Below are 18,923 nucleotides of genomic sequence, written 5' to 3' on the forward strand. Positions count from 1 at the left end.
TTGGTTAGCCGTCTGCGCCCGTCTCACCCGCGGGCGCAAGCGGCTAGACTGCAAGACCGTCCTTGTCGAAAAACACCAGCTTTTCAGGCTCGAATGACAAGCCAACACTGTCGCCGGGCACCAGATCGGTATCACCCGCGACGCGCACATTGATCGCGCCCAGCGCGCCGCAATCAAACAGAATGAACGTATCCGCGCCAAGGAATTCCACCACATCGACGCGGCCATCGCATTGCCCGTCCCCCGGTGCGACCAGCGTGATATGTTCGGGCCGGATACCCAGTTGCGTGGCGCTTGGTGGTGCGCTGTCGCCCCCGCGCCCGCCTTCCAAACTATAGCCCCCGCCCGAGGCCGAGGCCGAACAGGGCATCACGTTCATTTTCGGACTGCCGATGAACTGCGCCACGAACAGGTTGGCGGGGCGTTCATACAGCTCGCGCGGGCTGCCCACCTGTGCGATTTTCCCATATTCCAGCACCACGATCCGGTCGGCCAGCGTCATCGCTTCGACCTGATCATGGGTGACGTAGATCATCGTGCGATGCAGCTTGCGATGCAGCCGCGCGATCTCGAGGCGCATCTCGACGCGCAAGGCGGCATCAAGGTTAGACAGCGGCTCGTCAAACAAAAAAGCGGTCGGATCGCGCACAATCGAGCGCCCGATTGCCACGCGCTGACGCTGCCCGCCCGACAGATCCTTGGGGCGACGATCCAGATAGGGGTCGAGCTTGAGAATTTCTGACGCCGCACTGACCTTGGCGCGCCACTCCGCTTCGGGCGCCCCCGCCATTTTCAGCGAGAAGCCCATATTTTCGGCCACCGACATATGCGGATACAGCGCGTAGGATTGAAACACCATCGCCAGCCCGCGTTTGCTGGGGGGCTGATCGGTCACGTCGCGCCCATCAATCGAGATCGCCCCGCGCGAAGTATCTTCCAGCCCGCCGATCATGCGCAGCAACGTGGATTTCCCGCAGCCCGAAGGGCCGACAAACACAACGAATTCGCCATCGGAAATCTCAAGGTCGATGCCCTTGATAACCTGCGCCTCGCCGAACCATTTCTCGACCCCTTTGAGAGTGATCGCCCCCATGTTCAGCCCTCCTGCCCGGCCCAGGCCAGCCACACGGCCGCCGTCCATGTAAACGCCTTGCCGCCCGCCGCTGCGCCGGTCATCGGGTCGAAATATTCAACAAACCCGTATTTCCCGATCACCTCGCGCGTGCGCGCACGCACCTCCTCGCCCAGCGCCACGCCCTGCTCGCTCGCGCCCTCGCCGATCATCATGTTCATCATCGCCCAAGTCGGGCCGCGCCAGTATCGCTTGGCGTCAAAACGCGGATCGAACGGCGCAAGCGAGGGCACGCCATAAGGCGCTGCATCCAGAACGCGCGCCAGATGCGCCTCCATCTGCGGCGCTTTGAGCCCACCGAACCAGCACAGGAACGAGGCATTGCTTAGCGCATTCGACCAAATGCCATTGGCGCAATTATAGCTATCGTAATACCCCATGCCGGGGTTGAACAAAGCCTCGGCGCCGGATTCCAGCGCGGCCAGTTGATCGGCCAGACCATCAACGTCCAAGCCCTGCGCAGCACCTGCCGCCAGCAAATCGCGCACGCCGCGCATCAAGGTGAAATGCATCGTCGGATCGGCCACCCGGAACGGGTTGTCTTGCGCCATCAAAGCGTCGTCCCACCCCAAGGCCTTGGCGCGCTTCACCAGCCAGATATAGCGGTCGTAATCGTATTTCGTAGGCCGCATCGAGGCATCGACATGCTGGGTATCACGGCGCTCGTAATGGCCCACGCCCTGCGGGTCGATCGCATCCATCGCATTGTCCCAATCAGGCGCATTATCGCGACCCGATTCCCACGGGTGGATCACGAAAATCGCGCCTTTCTCATCGCGCCGCCAGCGCAAAAACCAATCGGCCCATTTGCGCATCTTCGGGTAAAGGGCGGCAAATTTCGCAGCCCCCAGCGCCGGATCGGCAGCCAGCAACCTAGTCGCGAAACTCAGCGCCACGGGCGGCTGCGTGATACCCGACGATGCAATCGGCCCGCTGCATCCCCAGACATCGGGCCCCGGAAAATAGCCCGGATCGGGTTTGTGGAACAGGATATGGGGCACCATCCCGCTATCCCATTGACCCGAAAACAGCGTCTCGATTTCCGCCCAGGCGCGGGTCATATCGAACTGCGCAAATCCCAGCGCGGCAAAGGCGCTGTCCCAGTTCCACTGGTAAGGATACAGCCCCGCCGTAGGCACCGTGTAGCCACCGCGATCATTGGCGGTCAGGATCGCGCGCGCCTCGGCGTTACGTTCAGAGACCGCAGCTTCAGCGGCCAGAGTTTCGGTATTCATCATCTTATCCTTTCACCGCGCCAGCCGTCAGGCCGCGGGTCATGAAACGCTCCAACCCAAGGAACAGCGCCATGATCGGCACCGTCGCAATCACTGCGCCCGCCATCAAATGCTGACGCGGGATCTCGGAGGAATTGAGCGAGGCAATGCCCCGCGTGAGGGTGAATTTGCTGGGATCGTCCAGCAGCATGAAGGCCAGCAGGAACTCGTTCCACGCAATCATAAACACATACAAACCGACCGAGGCCAGCGCGGGCAGCGCCAGCGGTAGCGTAATTTTCCAGATCACCTTGAGGCGGCTCAGCCCATCCATCAGGCCGGCCTCTTCGACCTCGACCGGCAGGCCCCGGAAATAGCCTTGCAGCATATAAAGCGCGACCGGAATGGTGGTGACCGGATAGATCATCACGATCCCAAAGACCGAGTTGCGCAGCCCGACCATCGAATAGGCGATGTAGATCGGCAGCGCCAAAACGATCATCGGCACCATGTAAATCAGCAAAATCCCGCGCGAAAACACCTTGCGCCCGGAAAACCGCAACCGCGCCACCGCATAGGCTCCGGGCACCGAAAACAGCAGCGTCAGCGCCACCGTCAGCACCGAAACATAGAAGCTCGTCCACAGGTAGCGGCCAAAATGGAACTTCGTCATCAGCTCGTAATAGCTGTCAAACAGATGCCAGCCCTTGGACAGATCCAGCGAGAAATCGAGCGGATTGAGCATCAACTGTTGCTGCGATTTCATCGAGGTCATCACCATCACGTAAAACGGGATGATCACGATGGCGGTGAAAAACAGATAGCCGAACCCGGTGAGAAACCGGATCACCGCCGCCTCGAATTCATGTCGGTTTGTCGCGCCGAAAGGCAGGTCCTTCAGGATCGTATTAAGCGGTATGGCCACTATTCCCGCCAGCACGATGCTGAGCGCGACACGGCTGCCCGGCGCGAAGCCCGCACCAAATTGCAGCGCGCCCAGCCCAATCGCCGACACGCCCAGCGCCACGACCACCGCGACCCCAAGGCTCAACCAGCGATTGGCGCGCCACACATGCACCAACCCCGTCACCACGCCAAGGATCAACGCGCCCCATAGCGCAGGCCGCGCTGCCTCGCCCGTGGCAAAAGAAATCGCGACGCCCAAAGTCACCGCCATCACAACCGCCCAAAGCGCCCCGATGATCGGCCCGGTCAGATAGCCTTTGTAGAGAAATTTCATAGCCCTTCCTCCCGGCTCATGGTGCGGAAAAAGAGCGCCGCAAAGATCAGCAGACAGCCAAACACCACGACCGCCACCGCCGCCCCCGCGCCGATATTTGAGATCGCGAAGGCCTGCTCATACACATCGACGGTCAGCGTGCGCGTGCCCGCATTTCCACCCGTCAGCAGAAAAATGTCGTCGAATTTGTTGAAGGTCCAAATGAAGCGCAGCAGGAACAACACCGATAGAATGCCCAGCAATTGCGGCATCGAGAGATACCAGAATTTCTGGAACGGCGAGGCCCCATCCATATCGGCCGCCTCATACATATCGCTGTCGATGCTTTGCATCCGCGCAAGGATGAACAGAAAACTCAACGGGAAATAGCGCCAGATTTCAAACACCGTCACCATGATCAGCGCCAGCGGCTTTTGCCCAAAGAAATTGATCGCGCCCTGACTGACCCCCATCTGGATCAGCAGCGCATTGGCCGAGCCCGAAAACGGATCGAACAGCGTGATCCATGTGAAGGCGACCGCGATCACCGGGGCGACATAGGGAAACAGGTAAAGCCCGCGCAAAATCCCCTGTCCGCGAAAATCCTTGTTAAGCAACAGCGCCGCAAACAGCCCGACCAGCAGCGCGCCAAGCGTGCCAAAGATGGTGTAAAACAGCGTCACGCCAAGCACGGACCAGAATTCGCTGCCATCAAACAGCTTGCGGAAATTCTCCAGCGTAAAGGTGGCGTTGGTCAGCATGTTATCGACCTGCCCGCGCGCCACCGAGACACTGTCGCGCACCGCACGATTGGCCGCTTTGGCATCGCCCGTGACCTGCGCGTCGATCCGGTAGCGCTCATTGAACGCCGGCGCCAGATCGCCAAACTCGCAGCGCAAATCCTGCCCGCTCAGCGCACATCCCTTGGGCAGATCGCCCGTCAGGGTCACGCCCTTGGGCAGCGTGTTGTCAAATCCCGCGCCGTGGATCGCATGATCGCGCGACGGGTTAATCACGCGATACTCGATCTGGGGCTGCGCTCCGGCTTCGCGCAAACTGACCCGCAGCCGCATCTCGGCGGGGCGCAGGTCACCCAGTTTCACCGGCTTAACCGAGATCCAGAATATCGCAAGCAGCGGCACGATCACCACCAGCGACACAATCGCGATGGTCGGGAACAGCAGGCCCCAAGCCAGACGCGCTTCGCGTTTCGCCAGCGCGCCGCGCCCTTTGGGCGGCGAAATATCGGTCATGACAGTCTCCTGGCTTGCCCCCATCTTGAAGGGGCGCGCAAAAGGGGGCGGGCGCGAACGCCCAGCCCCGAAGGGCAGCTCTCGGATCAGTTGATCTTGGACAGCTCGTCGTTCATTTTCTTGACCGCATCTTCAGCCGAAATGCCGCCGTCGATATAATCGCGCACCACCCGGTTGATCACTTGGCTGTTGAGCATTTTCGACGCCAGTGCCAACTGCCCGTCAGTCACACCCCAACGCTGCGCGGTATCCAGACCCTTGGTGATTTCGTCGATCACGGCAGGCGCATACAGATCCTTCAGCGGTGCCTTGCGATCCACGCCGACGGGCAAGGTCGCCCAAAGCGTGGTGAACTTGGCGGGATCGGCATCGGTGCCGCGACGCACCGGGAACTTGCCTTCGGGCGCGATCGAGAGCGTCTCGCCATAGCCGTCATTCATCGAATAATCGACGAATTTCTCAGCCGCCGCCGTATCGGCGTCACTGGTGATCCCGAAATAGCGAATATCGGCCCAGCTTGCGCCCGCCGGATCGGACGGCCCCGACAGGTTGGTGACAACGCCCGTATCCTGCGCCAGCGCGGTCGAGGTCGGATTGCCGTCAATCATCGGCGGCGCGCTATCGCGCAGACCGGCGAGCTCATCAAGAATGAAGGGCGACCACATGATCATCGCCGCCTTGCCCGAGAAATACAACTCGCGCGATTGCTTCCAGTAATTGTCACCCGGCGGCGAGGCTTTGGCGAGAGCCTTGTAGAAGTTCAGCACCTCGACGGTCTTCTTTTCGTCCAGCGGTTTGAACCCGTCCGGGCCCACCGGCGAAACGCCATTGGCGAGGAAAATCTGCTCCAGCACCTGGCTCATGTAATTGTCGTCCACCTTTGTAGCGGCAACGAAGCCATACATATTCGGCGGGTTATTAAGCTTTTTGAGCGCGGCTTCGATATTGGCAAAGCTGGTTGGCGGGGCCAGACCTTCTTTTTCGAAAATATCCTTGCGATACAGGATCATCTGCGTCCAGCCATCGACCGGAACGGCGGCATAGTCGCCATCCGTTTCGACCATTTTCAGCGCGCCGGGCGCGAAGGTTTTCGGGTCCAGCATGTCCACGACATCGCTGGACGCGGCGCTATCGAGAATGCCCGCCTCGGTCCAAGGCAGCACGTTCTGAATCGGCGTGTAGATCACATCGGGCAGATCGCCCGCGGCAAAAGCGGCCGTCGCGCGGGTGTTGAGATCGCTTTCCGTGACCGGGATCACCTCGACATCGATACCGGTTTTCGCCTTGAAATCATCGGCCAGCTTTTGCTGTTTGGCCAGACGCTCGGGCTGTTCCTCGGTCGTCCAGAATTTGATCGCTTCGGCCTTTGCCGCCACGCCGCCCAGCATCAGCGCGACTGCCGCCGTGCCCAGCAAACCGGCCACTCCCGTTCCTCGAATAAGTTTCATTTATTTTCCTCCCGGTCGATTAAGTTTCTCTTTTGGTGAAGACAGGCGGCCCATCCGAGCCCCCCGGTTGCAATTGCGCCGAGACCAGCTCGGTCAAGTCAGCGACAGGCGCGCCGCGCAATTGCGCGATCAACAGCGCCGCAAGCCGTTCCCCGGCATGGCGACTGTCAACCGCAAAGGTCGTCAGCGGGGGCTCGATCATGCGGCCCTCGGGGATGCCGTCATAGGCGATCAGCGACAGATCACGCCCGATCGTCAGGCCGCGTTCGCGCGCCACATCATACGCGCCCAGCGCCGTGGCATCGGTAGCATAAACGATCGCTGTGGGCGGGTCGGGCAGGTCCAGCAACGCGCGCGCAGCCGCCGCCCCTTCGGCGCGATCCGAAACCCCCATGATCTCAAGCGCGGGGTCATGCGCAATTTGCGCCAGCGCCAGCCCATCGCGATAGCCATCGCGGCGCAGCATCGCGAAATTGTACGCCTCGCACGGACCAACAAAAGCGATCCGTTTGTGCCCCAGCGCGACCAGCCGCGCCACGCCATCGCGCATCGCGCCCCTGCCATCCACATCATACCAAGACAGCCCCGGATCGGGCTGGCCATACCCGACGCGCCCGTACAGCACGAAGGGCACCCCTTTGGCGCGCAAAAACAGCGCGCGGGGATCGTGAATACGCGTGCGCGGCAGGATAAACCCGTCGACCTTATGTTCTTGCAACAGCCGCGCCAGCGTCGCTTCCATATCCGCGCGCGAGGTTGAGGAGGCGATGGTCAGCGTCCAGCCCTCCAGCGACGCCTCTTGCGTGATGCCGCCCAGAAAATCCGCCAAGAACGGGCCGTAGCGGTCGGGGGCATCGAGTTCCAGCACGAGACCCAGCGCACGCACCCGCCCCGTGCGCACAGCTTGCGCATAGGGCATCGGCGCGTAGCCCATCTGCGCAGCCATTGTGCGCACACGCTCACGCGTGTCAGGGGCGATGTCGGCATAATCGTTGAGGGCACGCGAAACGGTGCTCTTGGTTAGCCCAAGCGCCGTTGCGAGATCAGAAATGCGCACCCGGCGTGCGGGGGCCGTTTGATCTTGCGAATTGGTGTCGCGAATCTCCTCCATGACGATAGCCTAAGACAACGAAACCGGTTTCGTAAAGCCGAAACCGGTTTCGGACGCGATAAAGAGTCGGTGAACTCCGACCCACAATCCCTTGCGTTCAACTCGAACGGGGGGCCAAAACGGATCGAAATCACACCGGCGAAATCGCCGCGCAAAGGTACGATCACATTTTGCCGCTTCCGTGGGGTCTCGATCCCTCTATGTCGCATAGCTCTGGGGAAATTGAAAAAATCAGATAAGAGGGGATTGAGGCCCAAGGTGTTTGTATGACTATTGGTAGAAACTACATGAAGACGAAATTAACACCCGAATGAGGTCCAAGCCTGTCACGCATTTCTGACCCTCAGCGCCTTCGCGCGCTTCAGCAGACCGGTCTTTTGGACGCCCCGAGCCAAGAGGCGTTTGACCGTGCAACGCGGCTCGCGGCCCGTATCGTGGGCACACCGGTCGCACTGGTGTCGCTGGTCGATGAGAGCCGGCAATTCCTGCTGTCGCAAACCGGGGTCGATGACAGCACAGCCGGGTTGCGCGAAACCCCGCTGAGCCATTCGTTTTGCCGCCACGTGGTGGAGAACGATAGCTCTTTGATCGTGTCGGATGCGCGCCAAGACCCGCGTGTGCGCGACAATGGCGCGGTCGATGATCTGAACGTGATCGCCTATCTGGGCGTTCCGCTGCGCACGATTGAGGGCGATGTGCTGGGCTCATTTTGCGTGATCGGCCATGAGCCGCGCGTCTGGACCGATGAGGACCACGCCACCCTGCTGGATCTGGCCGCCGGGGTTGAGGCGGAAATTCGACTGCGCCGTCAAACCAACCTCGCCCATCAAGAACACGAGGTGTTTCGCGCCATTCTGGATCAGATGCCAATCGGTGTCGCGCTGGCCGAGGCGGGAACCGGGCGCTTGCTTGATGCCAACAACACGGCGCGCAATCTGATGGGCGCTGCGGTGGAAGTTTCGGCGGGCTTGGCCAATTCCGGTCTGCAGGCGTTTGATGCCAACGGCCAGCCTTATAGCAACGAGGCATTGCCGCTGAACCGGGCCGCTTTGCGCAATGAGGTGATCACCGCAGAGGAGGTCACCATTCAGCAACCCGGGCGCGCGCCGCTGCATCTGTTGATCTCGGCGCACCGGATCGACAGCGACCCGCCTCTTGCGGTTGCGACCCTGCTGAACGTGACCGAGCGCAAACGCGCCGAGCGCAACGCCTTCCAAAGCGCCGAGCGATTGGCGCATTTTCACGAGGTGACGCGCGACGGCATTCTGGAACTCGATGCCGAGAATTGCGTGCGCTATTCCAATGGCGTGATGCGCGAACGCGTGCGCAGAGCCCATAGTGCGCAACTGGCCGACGCGCTTCTGGGCGCAAATATATTACAGGAATTCCCCAATTTGCAGGGTACAGAGTTGGAGGCCGCGATGGGACGTGCGCGCGCAACCCAACAGCCTCAGGCCGCCGATGTGGTGGCCCATGACTCGCGTGTCCTTGAGGCGCGGTTGTTTCCCGAAGACGGCACGCTGCTGATCTATCTGCGCGATGTCACCGATGAGCGCGCCGTCGCCCAAGCCCGCGAAATTCTGGCGCGCGAGCTGAACCACCGGGTCAAGAACCTGTTTGCGATGATGTCAGGGCTGATCGGCATGACCGCGCGCCATGCCACCTCGCCTGCATCGATGGCCGAGGGGTTGCGCGCGCGCATCAACGCTTTAGCGCGCGCCCATGATCTGGTCAGCCCGACCGCGACGCTGGAAACCGGGTTTCGCGGCGAGGTCGATTTCGATGCGCTGATCCGCGCCATCCTTGCCCCTTATGTCAGCGCGCAGGACCTGCGGGTGGTGCTGGAGGGGCTGCCGGTGTTGCTCAATCAGGCGGGGGCGACGAATTTCGCGCTGGTGCTGCATGAACTGGCGACCAATGCGGTGAAATACGGCGCCCTTTCGTGCGAAACGGCCAAACTGCACCTGAGTTGGCAAATTGTCCCCGGCGATGAGGGCCCGATGCTGGCCTTTGACTGGCACGAAAGCGGTTGCCCCGAGCGCCTTGAGCCGCCCCGCCCGACCGGCTTTGGCAATCGCCTGATCGATCTGACAATTCACGGCCAGTTGCGCGGCACCTATGGAACCGAGTGGCCCGCTGACGGGTTCCTTGCACGAATTCACGTGCCAATGGAGCTTATTAAAGGGTAATTCGATGCGTATCGAACGGAAAGAGTACTGGCTCAGGGGCTGCAAAGTCCTTGTGGCAGAAGATGAAATGCTGATCGCCTATGACATCGCCTATTCCATCGAAGAGGCCGGTGGCGAGGTGGTCGGCCCCGTGGCGACGCTCGCCAAGGCCCGCAGCCTGATCGCAACCGATCAAATTGATGCGGCCGTGCTGGATATGAACCTGCTGGATGGTAATTCCGAACCGCTGGTGAAGGAATTGCGCGCGCGTCATATTCCGGTGCTTGTAAACACCGCCGAGCGTCTGCCGCTGCCGTTTCAAACGGTATTGCCCGAGGTTTTGGTCTTTGGCAAACCCACCATGCCCGAGACATTGGCGCAGGCGCTAGGCGAGAGTCTGCAGGGCGAACTCTGGGCCTGATCAGGCCCAAGCTTTGCGCCGCAAGCGCGCACACCCACCACATAACCTAGCGTAAACGTGATCGGGGTGCGACGTTTCGGCCCCTCGCCGGATCGCCCTCAGTGTCGCGATACTTCCCTGATATCTTGATTGCGCCAAAGGGAGGTGACGCATGACTGGACGAAACACACGCACCCCAATCGACAAGACCCCGCGCCGCACGGCACCGTTTCACACGATGAACGGGCTGTTGGCGGCGCTGGGCTTTATCGTCTTTGGATTTGAGATCGATCATGGCGGGGCCTCGCATGCTCAGACGCTCGGACTTGAAGCCGCCAATGCCACGCCGCATGACGATGATGCAAACCCGGCGCTGCGCGCAGAAATGCCACCGGAACTGGCGATTGGCGGGGATGGGGCGCAGATAACGCTGCGCGGCCATATCGCAGAGGGAGACGCCGCACGCATCGCGCGCACGCTTTCGGCGCGGCGCGCACAAGGCACGCCGGTGCGCGTCGTCAGCATGAATTCCACCGGAGGCTCGCTGCATGAGGCGCTGGTGATCGGGCGGATGCTGCGCGCGGCCGGGGTCACCACGCAATTGCGCGCAAATGCGATCTGCTATTCCGCCTGCCCCTATATGTTTGCCGGCGGACAAGACCGGAGTGTTGATGTGCAGGGACGGCTGGGCGTCAATCAGGGATATATCAATCCTGCCAGCCCCCAAGACAGCGCGCAGACCGCCGCTGATGTGCAAAACGGCACCGCGCGGGTGATGCGCTACCTTGCGGAAATGGGGGTGGATGTCGGCCTTTTGGAGCCTGCATTGGCAACCCCGCCCAACCGCATCCACCTGCTGAGCCGCCCGGATTTGACGCGCTATCATCTGACCACGGGTGCTTAGATTAGCTAAGGAAATTCGGCCCAATCGCTGGACCCTATTGAAACTTGCCCTAGTCTTTTCCCCATCAACGATCTGTGAAAACACAGTGATGGGGGAAAGATGTTTACCGAGATCATGGTTCCGGTGGATTTGCGCCACGCGGAAAAACTCGCCAAAACGCTTACGATTGCCGCCGATCTCGCGCAGAAATATGGCGCGCGGATCACCTATGTCGGCGTGACCGCGAACGTCCCGAGTTCGATCGCGCGAAACCCTGAAGACTATCACGAGAAACTCGTGCAATTCGCGGCCTCGCAGGCAGCGATGCATAGGCTGGAGACGCGCGCGCACATGATTGTGGCCGATGACCCGGCCGTCGATCTGAACCACAAACTCTCGCAAGCGGTGCAAGAGCTGCGCGCCGATCTGGTGGTCATGGCATCCCATCTGCCCAATGTGGGCGATTACGTCTGGTCGTCGCATGGCGGCCTTCTAGCCTCGCATTCCAAAGCCTCGGTATTTCTGGTGCGCGCGTAAGGCGCGCCGCCACCCCCTCGCAACGACAACACACAATAACAAGGAGGACGGCACATGGCCGAAGCCGACGAAAGTCAGGGCATCCCCGCACCCCAAGGCGACACGCAACTGATCGACACCGATTATGAGATCGGTCAGGACAACCTGGAAGGCAGCGTTGGCCCGATCGGGTTTGACGTGCACAACCCGGTCTTCATGGTCTCGGCGCTGTCGATCATGGCCTTTGTATTTTACGCGCTGGCCCTGCCCGAACAGGCCAGTGCGGTCTTTGGCTGGTTGCGCCCTTGGCTGACCTCGACCTTCGACTGGTTCTTCATGTCGGCGGCGGATTTCTTTGTGCTGTTTTGCCTGTTTCTGATCGTCAGCCCTTGGGGCAAGGTCCGTTTAGGCGGCAAAGATGCAGCGCCCGATTATTCCTATATCGGTTGGTTCGCGATGCTGTTTGCCGCCGGGATGGGCATTGGCCTGATGTTCTTTGGGGTGCTTGAGCCTGTCTATCACATGGCGATTTCAAGCCCGCTGGGCACGCCCTCGCCCTTTGATGCCGACGGCAATATCATCCCCGGCAATGTCGATCGCGCCAAGGCGATGGGTTTGGCGGCGACGATCTATCACTGGGGGCTGCACCCGTGGGCGATCTATGCGGTGGTGGCGCTGGCCTTGGGGCTGTTCTCTTTTAACAAGGGCTTGCCGCTGACGATCCGTTCGGCATTTTACCCGATTTTCGGCGAAAGGATCTGGGGCTGGACCGGCCATGTGATCGACATTCTGGCAGTGTTTGCGACGCTGTTTGGTCTGGCCACGAGCCTTGGGTTCGGGGCGCAGCAGGCCAATGCGGGGCTTAATCACGTCTTTGGCGTGCCGATCTCGATCACGGTGCAGGTAATCTTGATCACGATCATCACCGGCATCGCGCTGTTTTCGGTGCTGCGCGGTCTGGATGGCGGGGTCAAGCTGCTGTCTGAGATCAACATGGGCATCGCCGCGGTCTTGTTGCTGTTCGTTCTGCTTGCAGGTCCGACGCTGGCGATTTTCACGGATTTCGGCAAAGGGCTTTGGGCCTATGCCAAAGAGATCGTCCCGCTCTCGAACCCGATCGGGCGCACCGATGACGCCTATCGCGATGGCTGGACCGCGTTTTACTGGGCGTGGTGGATCAGCTGGTCGCCCTTCGTGGGCATGTTCATCGCGCGTGTTTCGCGGGGGCGCACGGTGCGCGAGTTCATCACCTGCGTGCTGATCATCCCCTCGATGGTCTGTGTGCTGTGGATGGCGGTGTTTGGCGGCGTGGCGATTGATCAGGTGCTGTCGGACCCGGCGACCTCGGCGGTCAAGGCGCAGGTGATCGATAACTACAACCCGCCGCTGTCGCTGTTTGCGATGCTCGAAGGGCTGCCGCTTTCCTCGATCACCTCGGTGATTGCGATTGTGCTGGTGATCGTGTTCTTCGTCACCTCGTCTGATAGCGGCTCGCTGGTGATCGATACGATCACGGCTGGTGGCAAGGTCGACGCCCCGGTGCCCCAGCGCGTGTTCTGGGCGACGTTTGAAGGCGCGGTGGCGATTGTGCTGCTGGTGGGCGGCGGTCTCAGCGCGTTGCAGGCGATGGTGATTTCCACCGGGCTGCCTTTTACCTTGGTGCTGTTGGTGATGTGTTGGGCGATCCTCAAGGGCTTGCGCGCCGAGCCGCGCTGAGCGGTCTGGCCTAAAACCACGACGAAAGCGGCGGGTCAGATCCCGTCGCTTTTTTCATGTCGCGATGCGGCTTCACCTCAGGCTGGCATGCCGTATTCTGCCACGATGGCCCAGATTTCTGTATTCAGCGCCCCGAGTTCCACGAGGGCCGCGTTCAGATCGTCCAGCGTGGCGCGATCCAGCACGGCCTCTTCGCCAATCCGCAGGCTGGTTTTGCGATCGGCGATGCGCATCTGGATCGTGCGCACCGGACCGCCACCCGCATCAAAGGCGTAAAGACAGTGATTGTAATGATTGCGCAGCCCGGAGACTTTTTTCATCCGGCCTGCCACTTTGATAACGCGTGCGCGCGCCGCTTCGGGCACCGGGCTTGCGCTGCGCTTGGCCAATCGCTCGACCAGATCGAGTCGCGCCCGCGTTGTGTTCAACGTCAGGTGCAAGATCACCGCCGTTTCCTTGTCGGTTTGCGCCAAACCTGCGATCAGGTGAATCAATAAACTCTCGGTATTGGTCCAAGCGTAGTTGATGCGCCCTATCTGCATCAGGAATGTATCAAACTCTGGCGGTGGTGCGCCCAGCGGCCCCTCAGGCGCCGCCATTGCGATGAAACCAGATCGCCGCCTCGGTGCGATTTGAGACGCCCAATTTGCCGATAATGCGGTGGATATGAAGCTTTACCGTATGCTCGGATAAAGAGAGTTGATTGGCGATAATCTTGTTGGGCTGACCCGAAGCGAGCATTCCCAACACCTCGGTTTCGCGCGGCGTCAAACCGGTGACCGGGCGTTCGCCATTTTGCGACGAAATCCCCGGGCCAGCGTCAAAGCCGTTCATACCGGGCAGATGCGGATTGCTCGGGCGGCAGCGCACCAGAACAGGGGGGATATAGTGCCCCCCCGACACCACCATCCGCAAGATCAAGAGCCATGTCGTCAGATTCACGTTCATCGGCAGCACGCTGATCTGGTTGGAGATGATTTGCGCGCCAAAGCGATCCATCAACTCGCGCCCATAGTCTTCATTCTCATAGGCGATCACGAATTTCACCCGAGAGAAGCGCGCATTCGGCTCTTGCGACAAGGCAATCAAGGCCTCGGCTTGGCTTTCATCCGCGATAAGCGTGCAAAGATGGCCCACCCCATCAAAGCGCCCGTCTTCCTGTAGGTCCGCATACAGAGTCTCGACATCAGAAATCCGCAGGCATTTGGCCGGTGAGATTTCCGCGTCAACCGTACGCAGAACCGTTTCCGAAAATTGTTGTCCCGTCCCCAAGAAGCAGATTGCAGCATTATCATGATGACAGGATGGACTCATTCGAGAGCCCACTAGTTCACTCTTACGCAACGCATTCATGGCGGCCCCTTTCCCCAACCAAGAACTATTGACGTTTATGTCAATCGCAGAGCCCACACGCTCTACGATCTACATCTTAACACAAAGGCGTGAGGCGAGCGTCGATCATTCGGTTTACCTAGGGGTAAGGGATTCCAGAATTGCGATCTATTTGGTCAAAATTGGGGCAAATTCGACTGATTCTCAACACATTAGAAGCTTCCCGAGAGCAGGTATTGAGGGTCCCGCGACGCCTTCCACAAGCTTTAGTGGTCGCTACGATTTCGTTACGGCGGCATGAAAATCAACGACAAGCGCAAAAAATTTTTGCGTGATGCACGAAGCTCACAAAAAAGTGTGAATTAAGTGCAATTTTTTCAGGCAATTGACCTCTTTTGCGGGCGTGTTCACCCAATGGCTAACTATGTCGCGGCCCCCTGCTGACACAGGATATTAGGGTCGCAGCAGGGGGCTGTGATCCTTTTCAGTAGCTCGACAGATCTGTCGAAGTGGGTCTCGCGCAAAGCAATCGTTTTGCGCTGCGTGAGAGGCATGTCTGAGGGCAAACGGAGAGGCGGGGGAAACCCCGATCAAACCCCGTAACTGGTTCGGTAGACCCGTTTGAAAAATGAGTGACGGATGCCGGGCCCTGTCTAACAGGGAGAGACACGATGTCTTCGAAGAGAAATCACCACAACAACATGGGCGATCCCGACAGCAACCAATCGCAGGATCAGTCGCAAGACCAGATGGAACTGCAAGGCCAAGGGCAAGCGCAAGCTGAACTGCAAGGCCAGATGCAGGATCAAAACTCCACCACCACCAATGTTTCAGATTCCGGGTCGACCTCGGATTCCGGATCGGGCGCAGGTAGCCTGGCGGGTGCTGGTAGCTTGGCCGGGGCTGGTAGCCTTGCCGGGGCGGGTGCCCTTGCCGGTGCAGGCGCCGGGAGCCAATCTGATTCAGGCAGCACGTCCGGTTCGGATGCCAATGCGAACAGCTCAAGCGCCAACATGAATGGCAACGGGAACCTCAACGGCAATCTCAATGGCAACCTGAACCACAGCTCGAACACCAGCGCGACCAATGTCGACGTGCAGGTTGGCATGAACATGGAAGGCTATGTGCCCACCGATGATGACTTTGCTGACTTCGATCTCGCTGGCAGTTCGTCCGTCGGCGATGTGCTGATGGCGAAGGGCGATGTCAGCTATGATCCGGGCAATGATGTCAGCCTGTCCGACATTCTGCGCGATGCGCTTAATGGTGCGGGCAACGATGTTGGCATGGTTAATAACATGTCCAACCAGCTCACCGACAATGACACGCTGTCCAACGCTTCGGTGTCGAATGCGGGCGGCACGTTCAACGCTACCGGCTCGATCTCGGGCAATGCTGCGACCTCGGATGACGGGATCAAGGCTGAAGGTGGCACGGGTGGCAACGGATCGGACGCGCCCTCGGCTGATGGTGGTCTGGCACTTGCCACGGGCAGCATTTCGCTTGCTGGCGGCGGCACGGCCATGTCGATGTCTGATGCCGCGGGCACGGGCGGAGATGGCGGCGCTGGCGGGGCTGGCGGTGCGGGTCTTGGTCTGGGCCTTGGGCTTGGTCTGGGGGCTGCAGGCGCAGAAGCGACCGATGGCAGCGCCACCTCGTCGGCCAATGACTCGGTGACGGGCGACACCAACTTGGGCGCTCCGGGGCCGGGCGACTTCTCCTCGGCTCTTGATGGCGGCTCGATGGCAGGCGCAATCGGCATGGGCGCAGGTCTGGGAGCCGGTATGGGTACGGGCGGCGCTGGCGCTGATGGCGGCAATGGTGCAGCAGGCTATGGCACCTCAAGCTCGACGGCTGACGCCATGGGCGGCATGGCGACCTCGACGGGTGGTCTTGCAACCTCGGGTGCTGGCGGCTCGGTGATGGGCGGCAATGGCGGCACTGCGGGCGGCCTTGGCAGCTGGGGATCGGGCAATGGTGACGACGGAATGGTGACCGGCCAATCCTATGCGGATGCCAGCGCGGCAATCGACACCACCGCGTTCAACCAGTCGATCGTGATGGGCGCCAATGTCCTTGGCAATGCCGTGGATACCACGATTGTCGGCGGCTCGATGAGCTCGACCTATATCGGCGACGACGACGCCAGCTGATCAAAGACCTGCGGCGCGCCCGGGCAACCGGGCGCGTCTGCGTCCCGGCGCCCGGCTCGGCATGGATGGGCAGGCGCACAACGGGACGGCCAAGTTCGAGGGGGCAATCGCGACACGATCACATCGCCCAGACCTCTTTGGACCCGGCCCAACGCAAGGGAGCTGAACAATGCTTGACCGTCAGACAGAGATAATCGCCCATTTCATTGGTGCGTTTCAGCTGACGACCGAACAGGTTTCGGCCCGACATCATTATGATACATTCCGCGCGCTCCAATTGGCTCAGAAAGAGCCGGGGGCGCTGCTGAACGTCAATGTCCATGTGACCTCCGACTATCTGTTGCAGGACTTCACGCCGGGACTGCGTCTGGCAGTGCCGCCGCCGCTCGCGCCGACGGTGCCGATGCTGCCCCATGCCGATCATGTCCGGCTGCCGCAGCCGGGGCAGCCCGTATATCCGGGGGACAGCTATGAACCCCAAAGCGTGATGTCGTTTCAGTCCAGCATATCACAAAGCTTTTTCGTCACGCTGGCGCCGCCCTCTTCGGTGGCGACCCTGACGGTGCAAATCAACAATCTGAGCGACACTGACAGCGTGATGTCGCAGCCTTTCACCTTGCCCGAACAGTTCGCCGGCGCGTTTTCGTCCGAAGCGATTGCGGCCAAGATGGCGGATCTGGTGGAAACGGCCAAGACGCTGGGCGCGCCCGACACCTCAGTGCAATGGCTGTCGGTGCAAGATCAGGCCAGCGTCCTGCGCGACCGGCTTGATACGCTTGATCCAGAAGACGCCCCGGCGGGGGCTGAGGTCGCGATGTTTCATCATCGCCCCTGGGTCCCTGAAGCAGCACAAGAGACAGGCGCGGGTGGCGGCGATGCGGGGTCCGACGCGCAAGAGGCCCCTGCCCCGAGTGTCTTTGGCGGCGCGCCGGTGCTCAACGGACAGATTGTCAGCGACGCACCAACCACGCTGAGCGATCGTTTGGAGGCGCGCAACCCTGCGCCAAGCCCGACCGAAACACCCCAAGGTCAGGTTCTGGTCGAGGATGGCGCAGCGGGAACGGTGATCAGCCCAACGCTGAGCGGCGGCGCCATAAGCGCAGATCAGAGCCTGAGCACGGGCAATAATCTCGCGTTGAATGAGATCCATATTCAACATAACTGGATCGACGCGCCAGTGATCGCGGTGGCGGGCATGGCGCAATCGCTAAGCCTGATTTCGCAAATCAACGTGCTGCGCGATTTCGACAGTTTTAACGGCGATGCAGGCGCGCCCAACATGGGCGGCGGCATCGGTTCGCAGATCGTCAATCTGGCGACACAAAACACGCTGGCCAATCCCGCCCAAGACCTGGCACCCGCCGTGACGGGGGGCGCGAAACTGCTTGGGATGGTGCGCATTGATGGCGATCTGATGATCGACAACACCACCTACCAGATCAATCACATCAACGATTCCGATGTGGTCAGCTATGAATTCGGCACCCATCACATTGAGATTTCGACTGGCGGCAACACTGTCTCCAATCTTGAGTTGCTGTTGCAACTGGGCGGGCATTTCGATGCGATCTTTGTGGGCGGCGACATGGTGCAGCTTGCCTCGATTGAGCAAATCAACGTGCTGCTGGATGATGATCTGTTTCTCAGCAACGGCAGTGGGACGGCGCTGTATTCGGGCCACGACAACCTGCTGTGGAACGAGGCCAGCATCACCCATCTCGGCACCGACACCGCCCTTGAGATGTCGAGCAGTTTCCAATCCACGCTGGATGCGCTTGGCGCGATGGCGGGGACCGGTGACAGCGCCGCGTCCAGCGGGTCGGGGGCGCAAAGCACGCCTGACGCGGCTGCGTACGCCGCTGTCTCGGGGCTGTTTGGCGACCCGCTTTTGGGCGATCTCGATGCGATGCGGGTGTTGTGGATCGAGGGCGATCTGCTGATCCGCGACTCGCTGACCCAGATCAATCTGCTCAGCGATAGCGATGTGATCTCGGTCGCGTTGCCGGGCGATGACGCGCTGGCGGATATCTCGGCGGGCGACAACATTCTGGCCAATGTCGCGTCGCTGACGGTCGCAGGTGTGGACAGCACGATCATGGCCGGGGCGGGCAGCTACAGCGATGCGGTTCTGTATCAGGCGGGCATGTTTGCTAGCGATCAGGGGCCGTTCGATCTGGCGGGCACGTTTAGTGCGCCCCAAGGCGATCTGGCCTCCGAAGCGGTGGTTTTTTTGAGCGATGATTTCAACGACGGGCCGGGCAGCGGGTTCGTCGAGGGCGCGGGGTTCATTCCAGACACGATGAACTCGGGCTCTCTTGATGCGCTGCACAGTGTTTTGGCCTGACCGTGGGGGTCACCAAAACGCGCTAAATTCACAC

The 18,923-nt window shown here is 60.6% G+C and carries 15 protein-coding genes; 7 read left to right on the forward strand and 8 right to left on the reverse strand.

All coding sequences use genetic code 11. The features are described 5' to 3' along the window. Positions 1–43: 43 nt before the first annotated feature. The 6 genes from QZ571_RS07600 to QZ571_RS07625 form a co-directional block, all read right to left on the reverse strand. Positions 44–1,093 (reverse strand): ABC transporter ATP-binding protein, encoded by a 1,050-nt coding sequence (locus tag QZ571_RS07600; RefSeq protein ID WP_295533105.1) that lies wholly within the window; start codon positions 1,091–1,093, stop codon positions 44–46. 2 nt (positions 1,094–1,095) lie between these two features. Continuing rightward, positions 1,096–2,367, reverse strand: a complete 1,272-nt coding sequence (locus QZ571_RS07605) for a hypothetical protein (protein WP_295533106.1) — start codon at positions 2,365–2,367, stop codon at positions 1,096–1,098. A 4-nt stretch (positions 2,368–2,371) separates the two neighbouring features. After that, positions 2,372–3,586: a carbohydrate ABC transporter permease gene (locus QZ571_RS07610; RefSeq protein WP_295533107.1), complete on the reverse strand. Its 1,215-nt coding sequence runs from the start codon at positions 3,584–3,586 to the stop codon at positions 2,372–2,374. Then, positions 3,583–4,818 carry a carbohydrate ABC transporter permease gene (locus tag QZ571_RS07615; protein ID WP_295533108.1) on the reverse strand — a complete coding sequence of 412 codons (1,236 nt, stop codon included), beginning with the start codon at positions 4,816–4,818 and terminating at the stop codon, positions 3,583–3,585. Before QZ571_RS07615 ends, QZ571_RS07610 begins: the two co-directional genes overlap by 4 nt. Before the next feature lie 86 nt (positions 4,819–4,904). Beyond that, positions 4,905–6,266, reverse strand: a complete 1,362-nt coding sequence (locus QZ571_RS07620) for an extracellular solute-binding protein (RefSeq protein WP_295533109.1) — start codon at positions 6,264–6,266, stop codon at positions 4,905–4,907. Between the two features lie 19 nt (positions 6,267–6,285). Continuing rightward, complete coding sequence (locus QZ571_RS07625; protein WP_295533110.1) at positions 6,286–7,377, reverse strand: LacI family DNA-binding transcriptional regulator; 1,092 nt, start codon at positions 7,375–7,377, stop codon at positions 6,286–6,288. A 377-nt stretch (positions 7,378–7,754) separates the two neighbouring features. On the opposite strand from QZ571_RS07625, the gene QZ571_RS07630 reads away from it, so the two are divergent. From QZ571_RS07630 to QZ571_RS07650, 5 genes are all read left to right on the forward strand, one after another. Further along, positions 7,755–9,566: an HWE histidine kinase domain-containing protein gene (locus QZ571_RS07630; protein ID WP_295533112.1), complete on the forward strand. Its 1,812-nt coding sequence runs from the start codon at positions 7,755–7,757 to the stop codon at positions 9,564–9,566. Positions 9,567–9,570: 4 nt separating this feature from the next. Next, a complete protein-coding gene (locus tag QZ571_RS07635) occupies positions 9,571–9,966 on the forward strand; it encodes a hypothetical protein (protein ID WP_295533114.1) in 396 nt (131 codons plus the stop codon). Between the two features lie 151 nt (positions 9,967–10,117). Next, positions 10,118–10,849, forward strand: a complete 732-nt coding sequence (locus QZ571_RS07640) for a hypothetical protein (RefSeq protein WP_295533116.1) — start codon at positions 10,118–10,120, stop codon at positions 10,847–10,849. Between the two features lie 99 nt (positions 10,850–10,948). After that, positions 10,949–11,365 (forward strand): universal stress protein, encoded by a 417-nt coding sequence (locus QZ571_RS07645; protein WP_295533118.1) that lies wholly within the window; start codon positions 10,949–10,951, stop codon positions 11,363–11,365. Positions 11,366–11,419: 54 nt separating this feature from the next. Next, the gene (locus QZ571_RS07650) at positions 11,420–13,060 is read left to right on the forward strand and encodes a BCCT family transporter (protein WP_295533122.1); all 1,641 of its coding nucleotides are present in this window, start codon (positions 11,420–11,422) and stop codon (positions 13,058–13,060) included. A gap of 77 nt (positions 13,061–13,137) precedes the next feature. On the opposite strand, the gene QZ571_RS07655 is transcribed toward QZ571_RS07650, so the two are convergent. Then, positions 13,138–13,659 (reverse strand): hypothetical protein, encoded by a 522-nt coding sequence (locus QZ571_RS07655; protein WP_295533124.1) that lies wholly within the window; start codon positions 13,657–13,659, stop codon positions 13,138–13,140. Beyond that, positions 13,646–14,374 (reverse strand): response regulator transcription factor, encoded by a 729-nt coding sequence (locus QZ571_RS07660; RefSeq protein WP_295533126.1) that lies wholly within the window; start codon positions 14,372–14,374, stop codon positions 13,646–13,648. Before QZ571_RS07660 ends, QZ571_RS07655 begins: the two co-directional genes overlap by 14 nt. A 689-nt stretch (positions 14,375–15,063) precedes the next feature. Here QZ571_RS07660 and QZ571_RS07665 point away from each other — a divergent pair. Together QZ571_RS07665 and QZ571_RS07670 are read left to right on the forward strand one after the other, a co-directional pair. Further along, positions 15,064–16,545, forward strand: coding sequence for a hypothetical protein (locus tag QZ571_RS07665; protein WP_295533128.1), 1,482 nt, complete (start codon positions 15,064–15,066; stop codon positions 16,543–16,545). Positions 16,546–16,714: 169 nt separating this feature from the next. Then, complete coding sequence (locus tag QZ571_RS07670) at positions 16,715–18,889, forward strand: hypothetical protein (RefSeq protein ID WP_295533130.1); 2,175 nt, start codon at positions 16,715–16,717, stop codon at positions 18,887–18,889. Positions 18,890–18,923 lie beyond the last annotated feature (34 nt).

Origin of the sequence: uncultured Thioclava sp. (assembly GCF_913064665.1) — a bacterium.
GTDB classification, from domain to species: Bacteria; Pseudomonadota; Alphaproteobacteria; order Rhodobacterales; family Rhodobacteraceae; genus Thioclava; species Thioclava arctica.

What these genes read in the sequence shown, in the direction of transcription:
- QZ571_RS07635 (WP_295533114.1), top strand. Translation starts at nt 9,571, where the DNA reads ATGCGTATCGAACGGAAAGAGTACTGGCTCAGGGGCTGCAAAGTCCTT.
- QZ571_RS07645 (WP_295533118.1), top strand. Translation starts at nt 10,949, where the DNA reads ATGTTTACCGAGATCATGGTTCCGGTGGATTTGCGCCACGCGGAAAAA.
- QZ571_RS07625 (WP_295533110.1), bottom strand. Translation starts at nt 7,377, where the DNA reads ATGGAGGAGATTCGCGACACCAATTCGCAAGATCAAACGGCCCCCGCA.
- QZ571_RS07665 (WP_295533128.1), top strand. Translation starts at nt 15,064, where the DNA reads ATGTCTTCGAAGAGAAATCACCACAACAACATGGGCGATCCCGACAGC.
- QZ571_RS07640 (WP_295533116.1), top strand. Translation starts at nt 10,118, where the DNA reads ATGACTGGACGAAACACACGCACCCCAATCGACAAGACCCCGCGCCGC.
- QZ571_RS07655 (WP_295533124.1), bottom strand. Translation starts at nt 13,659, where the DNA reads ATGGCGGCGCCTGAGGGGCCGCTGGGCGCACCACCGCCAGAGTTTGAT.
- QZ571_RS07605 (WP_295533106.1), bottom strand. Translation starts at nt 2,367, where the DNA reads ATGAATACCGAAACTCTGGCCGCTGAAGCTGCGGTCTCTGAACGTAAC.
- QZ571_RS07670 (WP_295533130.1), top strand. Translation starts at nt 16,715, where the DNA reads ATGCTTGACCGTCAGACAGAGATAATCGCCCATTTCATTGGTGCGTTT.
- QZ571_RS07660 (WP_295533126.1), bottom strand. Translation starts at nt 14,374, where the DNA reads ATGAGTCCATCCTGTCATCATGATAATGCTGCAATCTGCTTCTTGGGG.
- QZ571_RS07610 (WP_295533107.1), bottom strand. Translation starts at nt 3,586, where the DNA reads ATGAAATTTCTCTACAAAGGCTATCTGACCGGGCCGATCATCGGGGCG.
- QZ571_RS07650 (WP_295533122.1), top strand. Translation starts at nt 11,420, where the DNA reads ATGGCCGAAGCCGACGAAAGTCAGGGCATCCCCGCACCCCAAGGCGAC.
- QZ571_RS07620 (WP_295533109.1), bottom strand. Translation starts at nt 6,266, where the DNA reads ATGAAACTTATTCGAGGAACGGGAGTGGCCGGTTTGCTGGGCACGGCG.
- QZ571_RS07615 (WP_295533108.1), bottom strand. Translation starts at nt 4,818, where the DNA reads ATGACCGATATTTCGCCGCCCAAAGGGCGCGGCGCGCTGGCGAAACGC.
- QZ571_RS07600 (WP_295533105.1), bottom strand. Translation starts at nt 1,093, where the DNA reads ATGGGGGCGATCACTCTCAAAGGGGTCGAGAAATGGTTCGGCGAGGCG.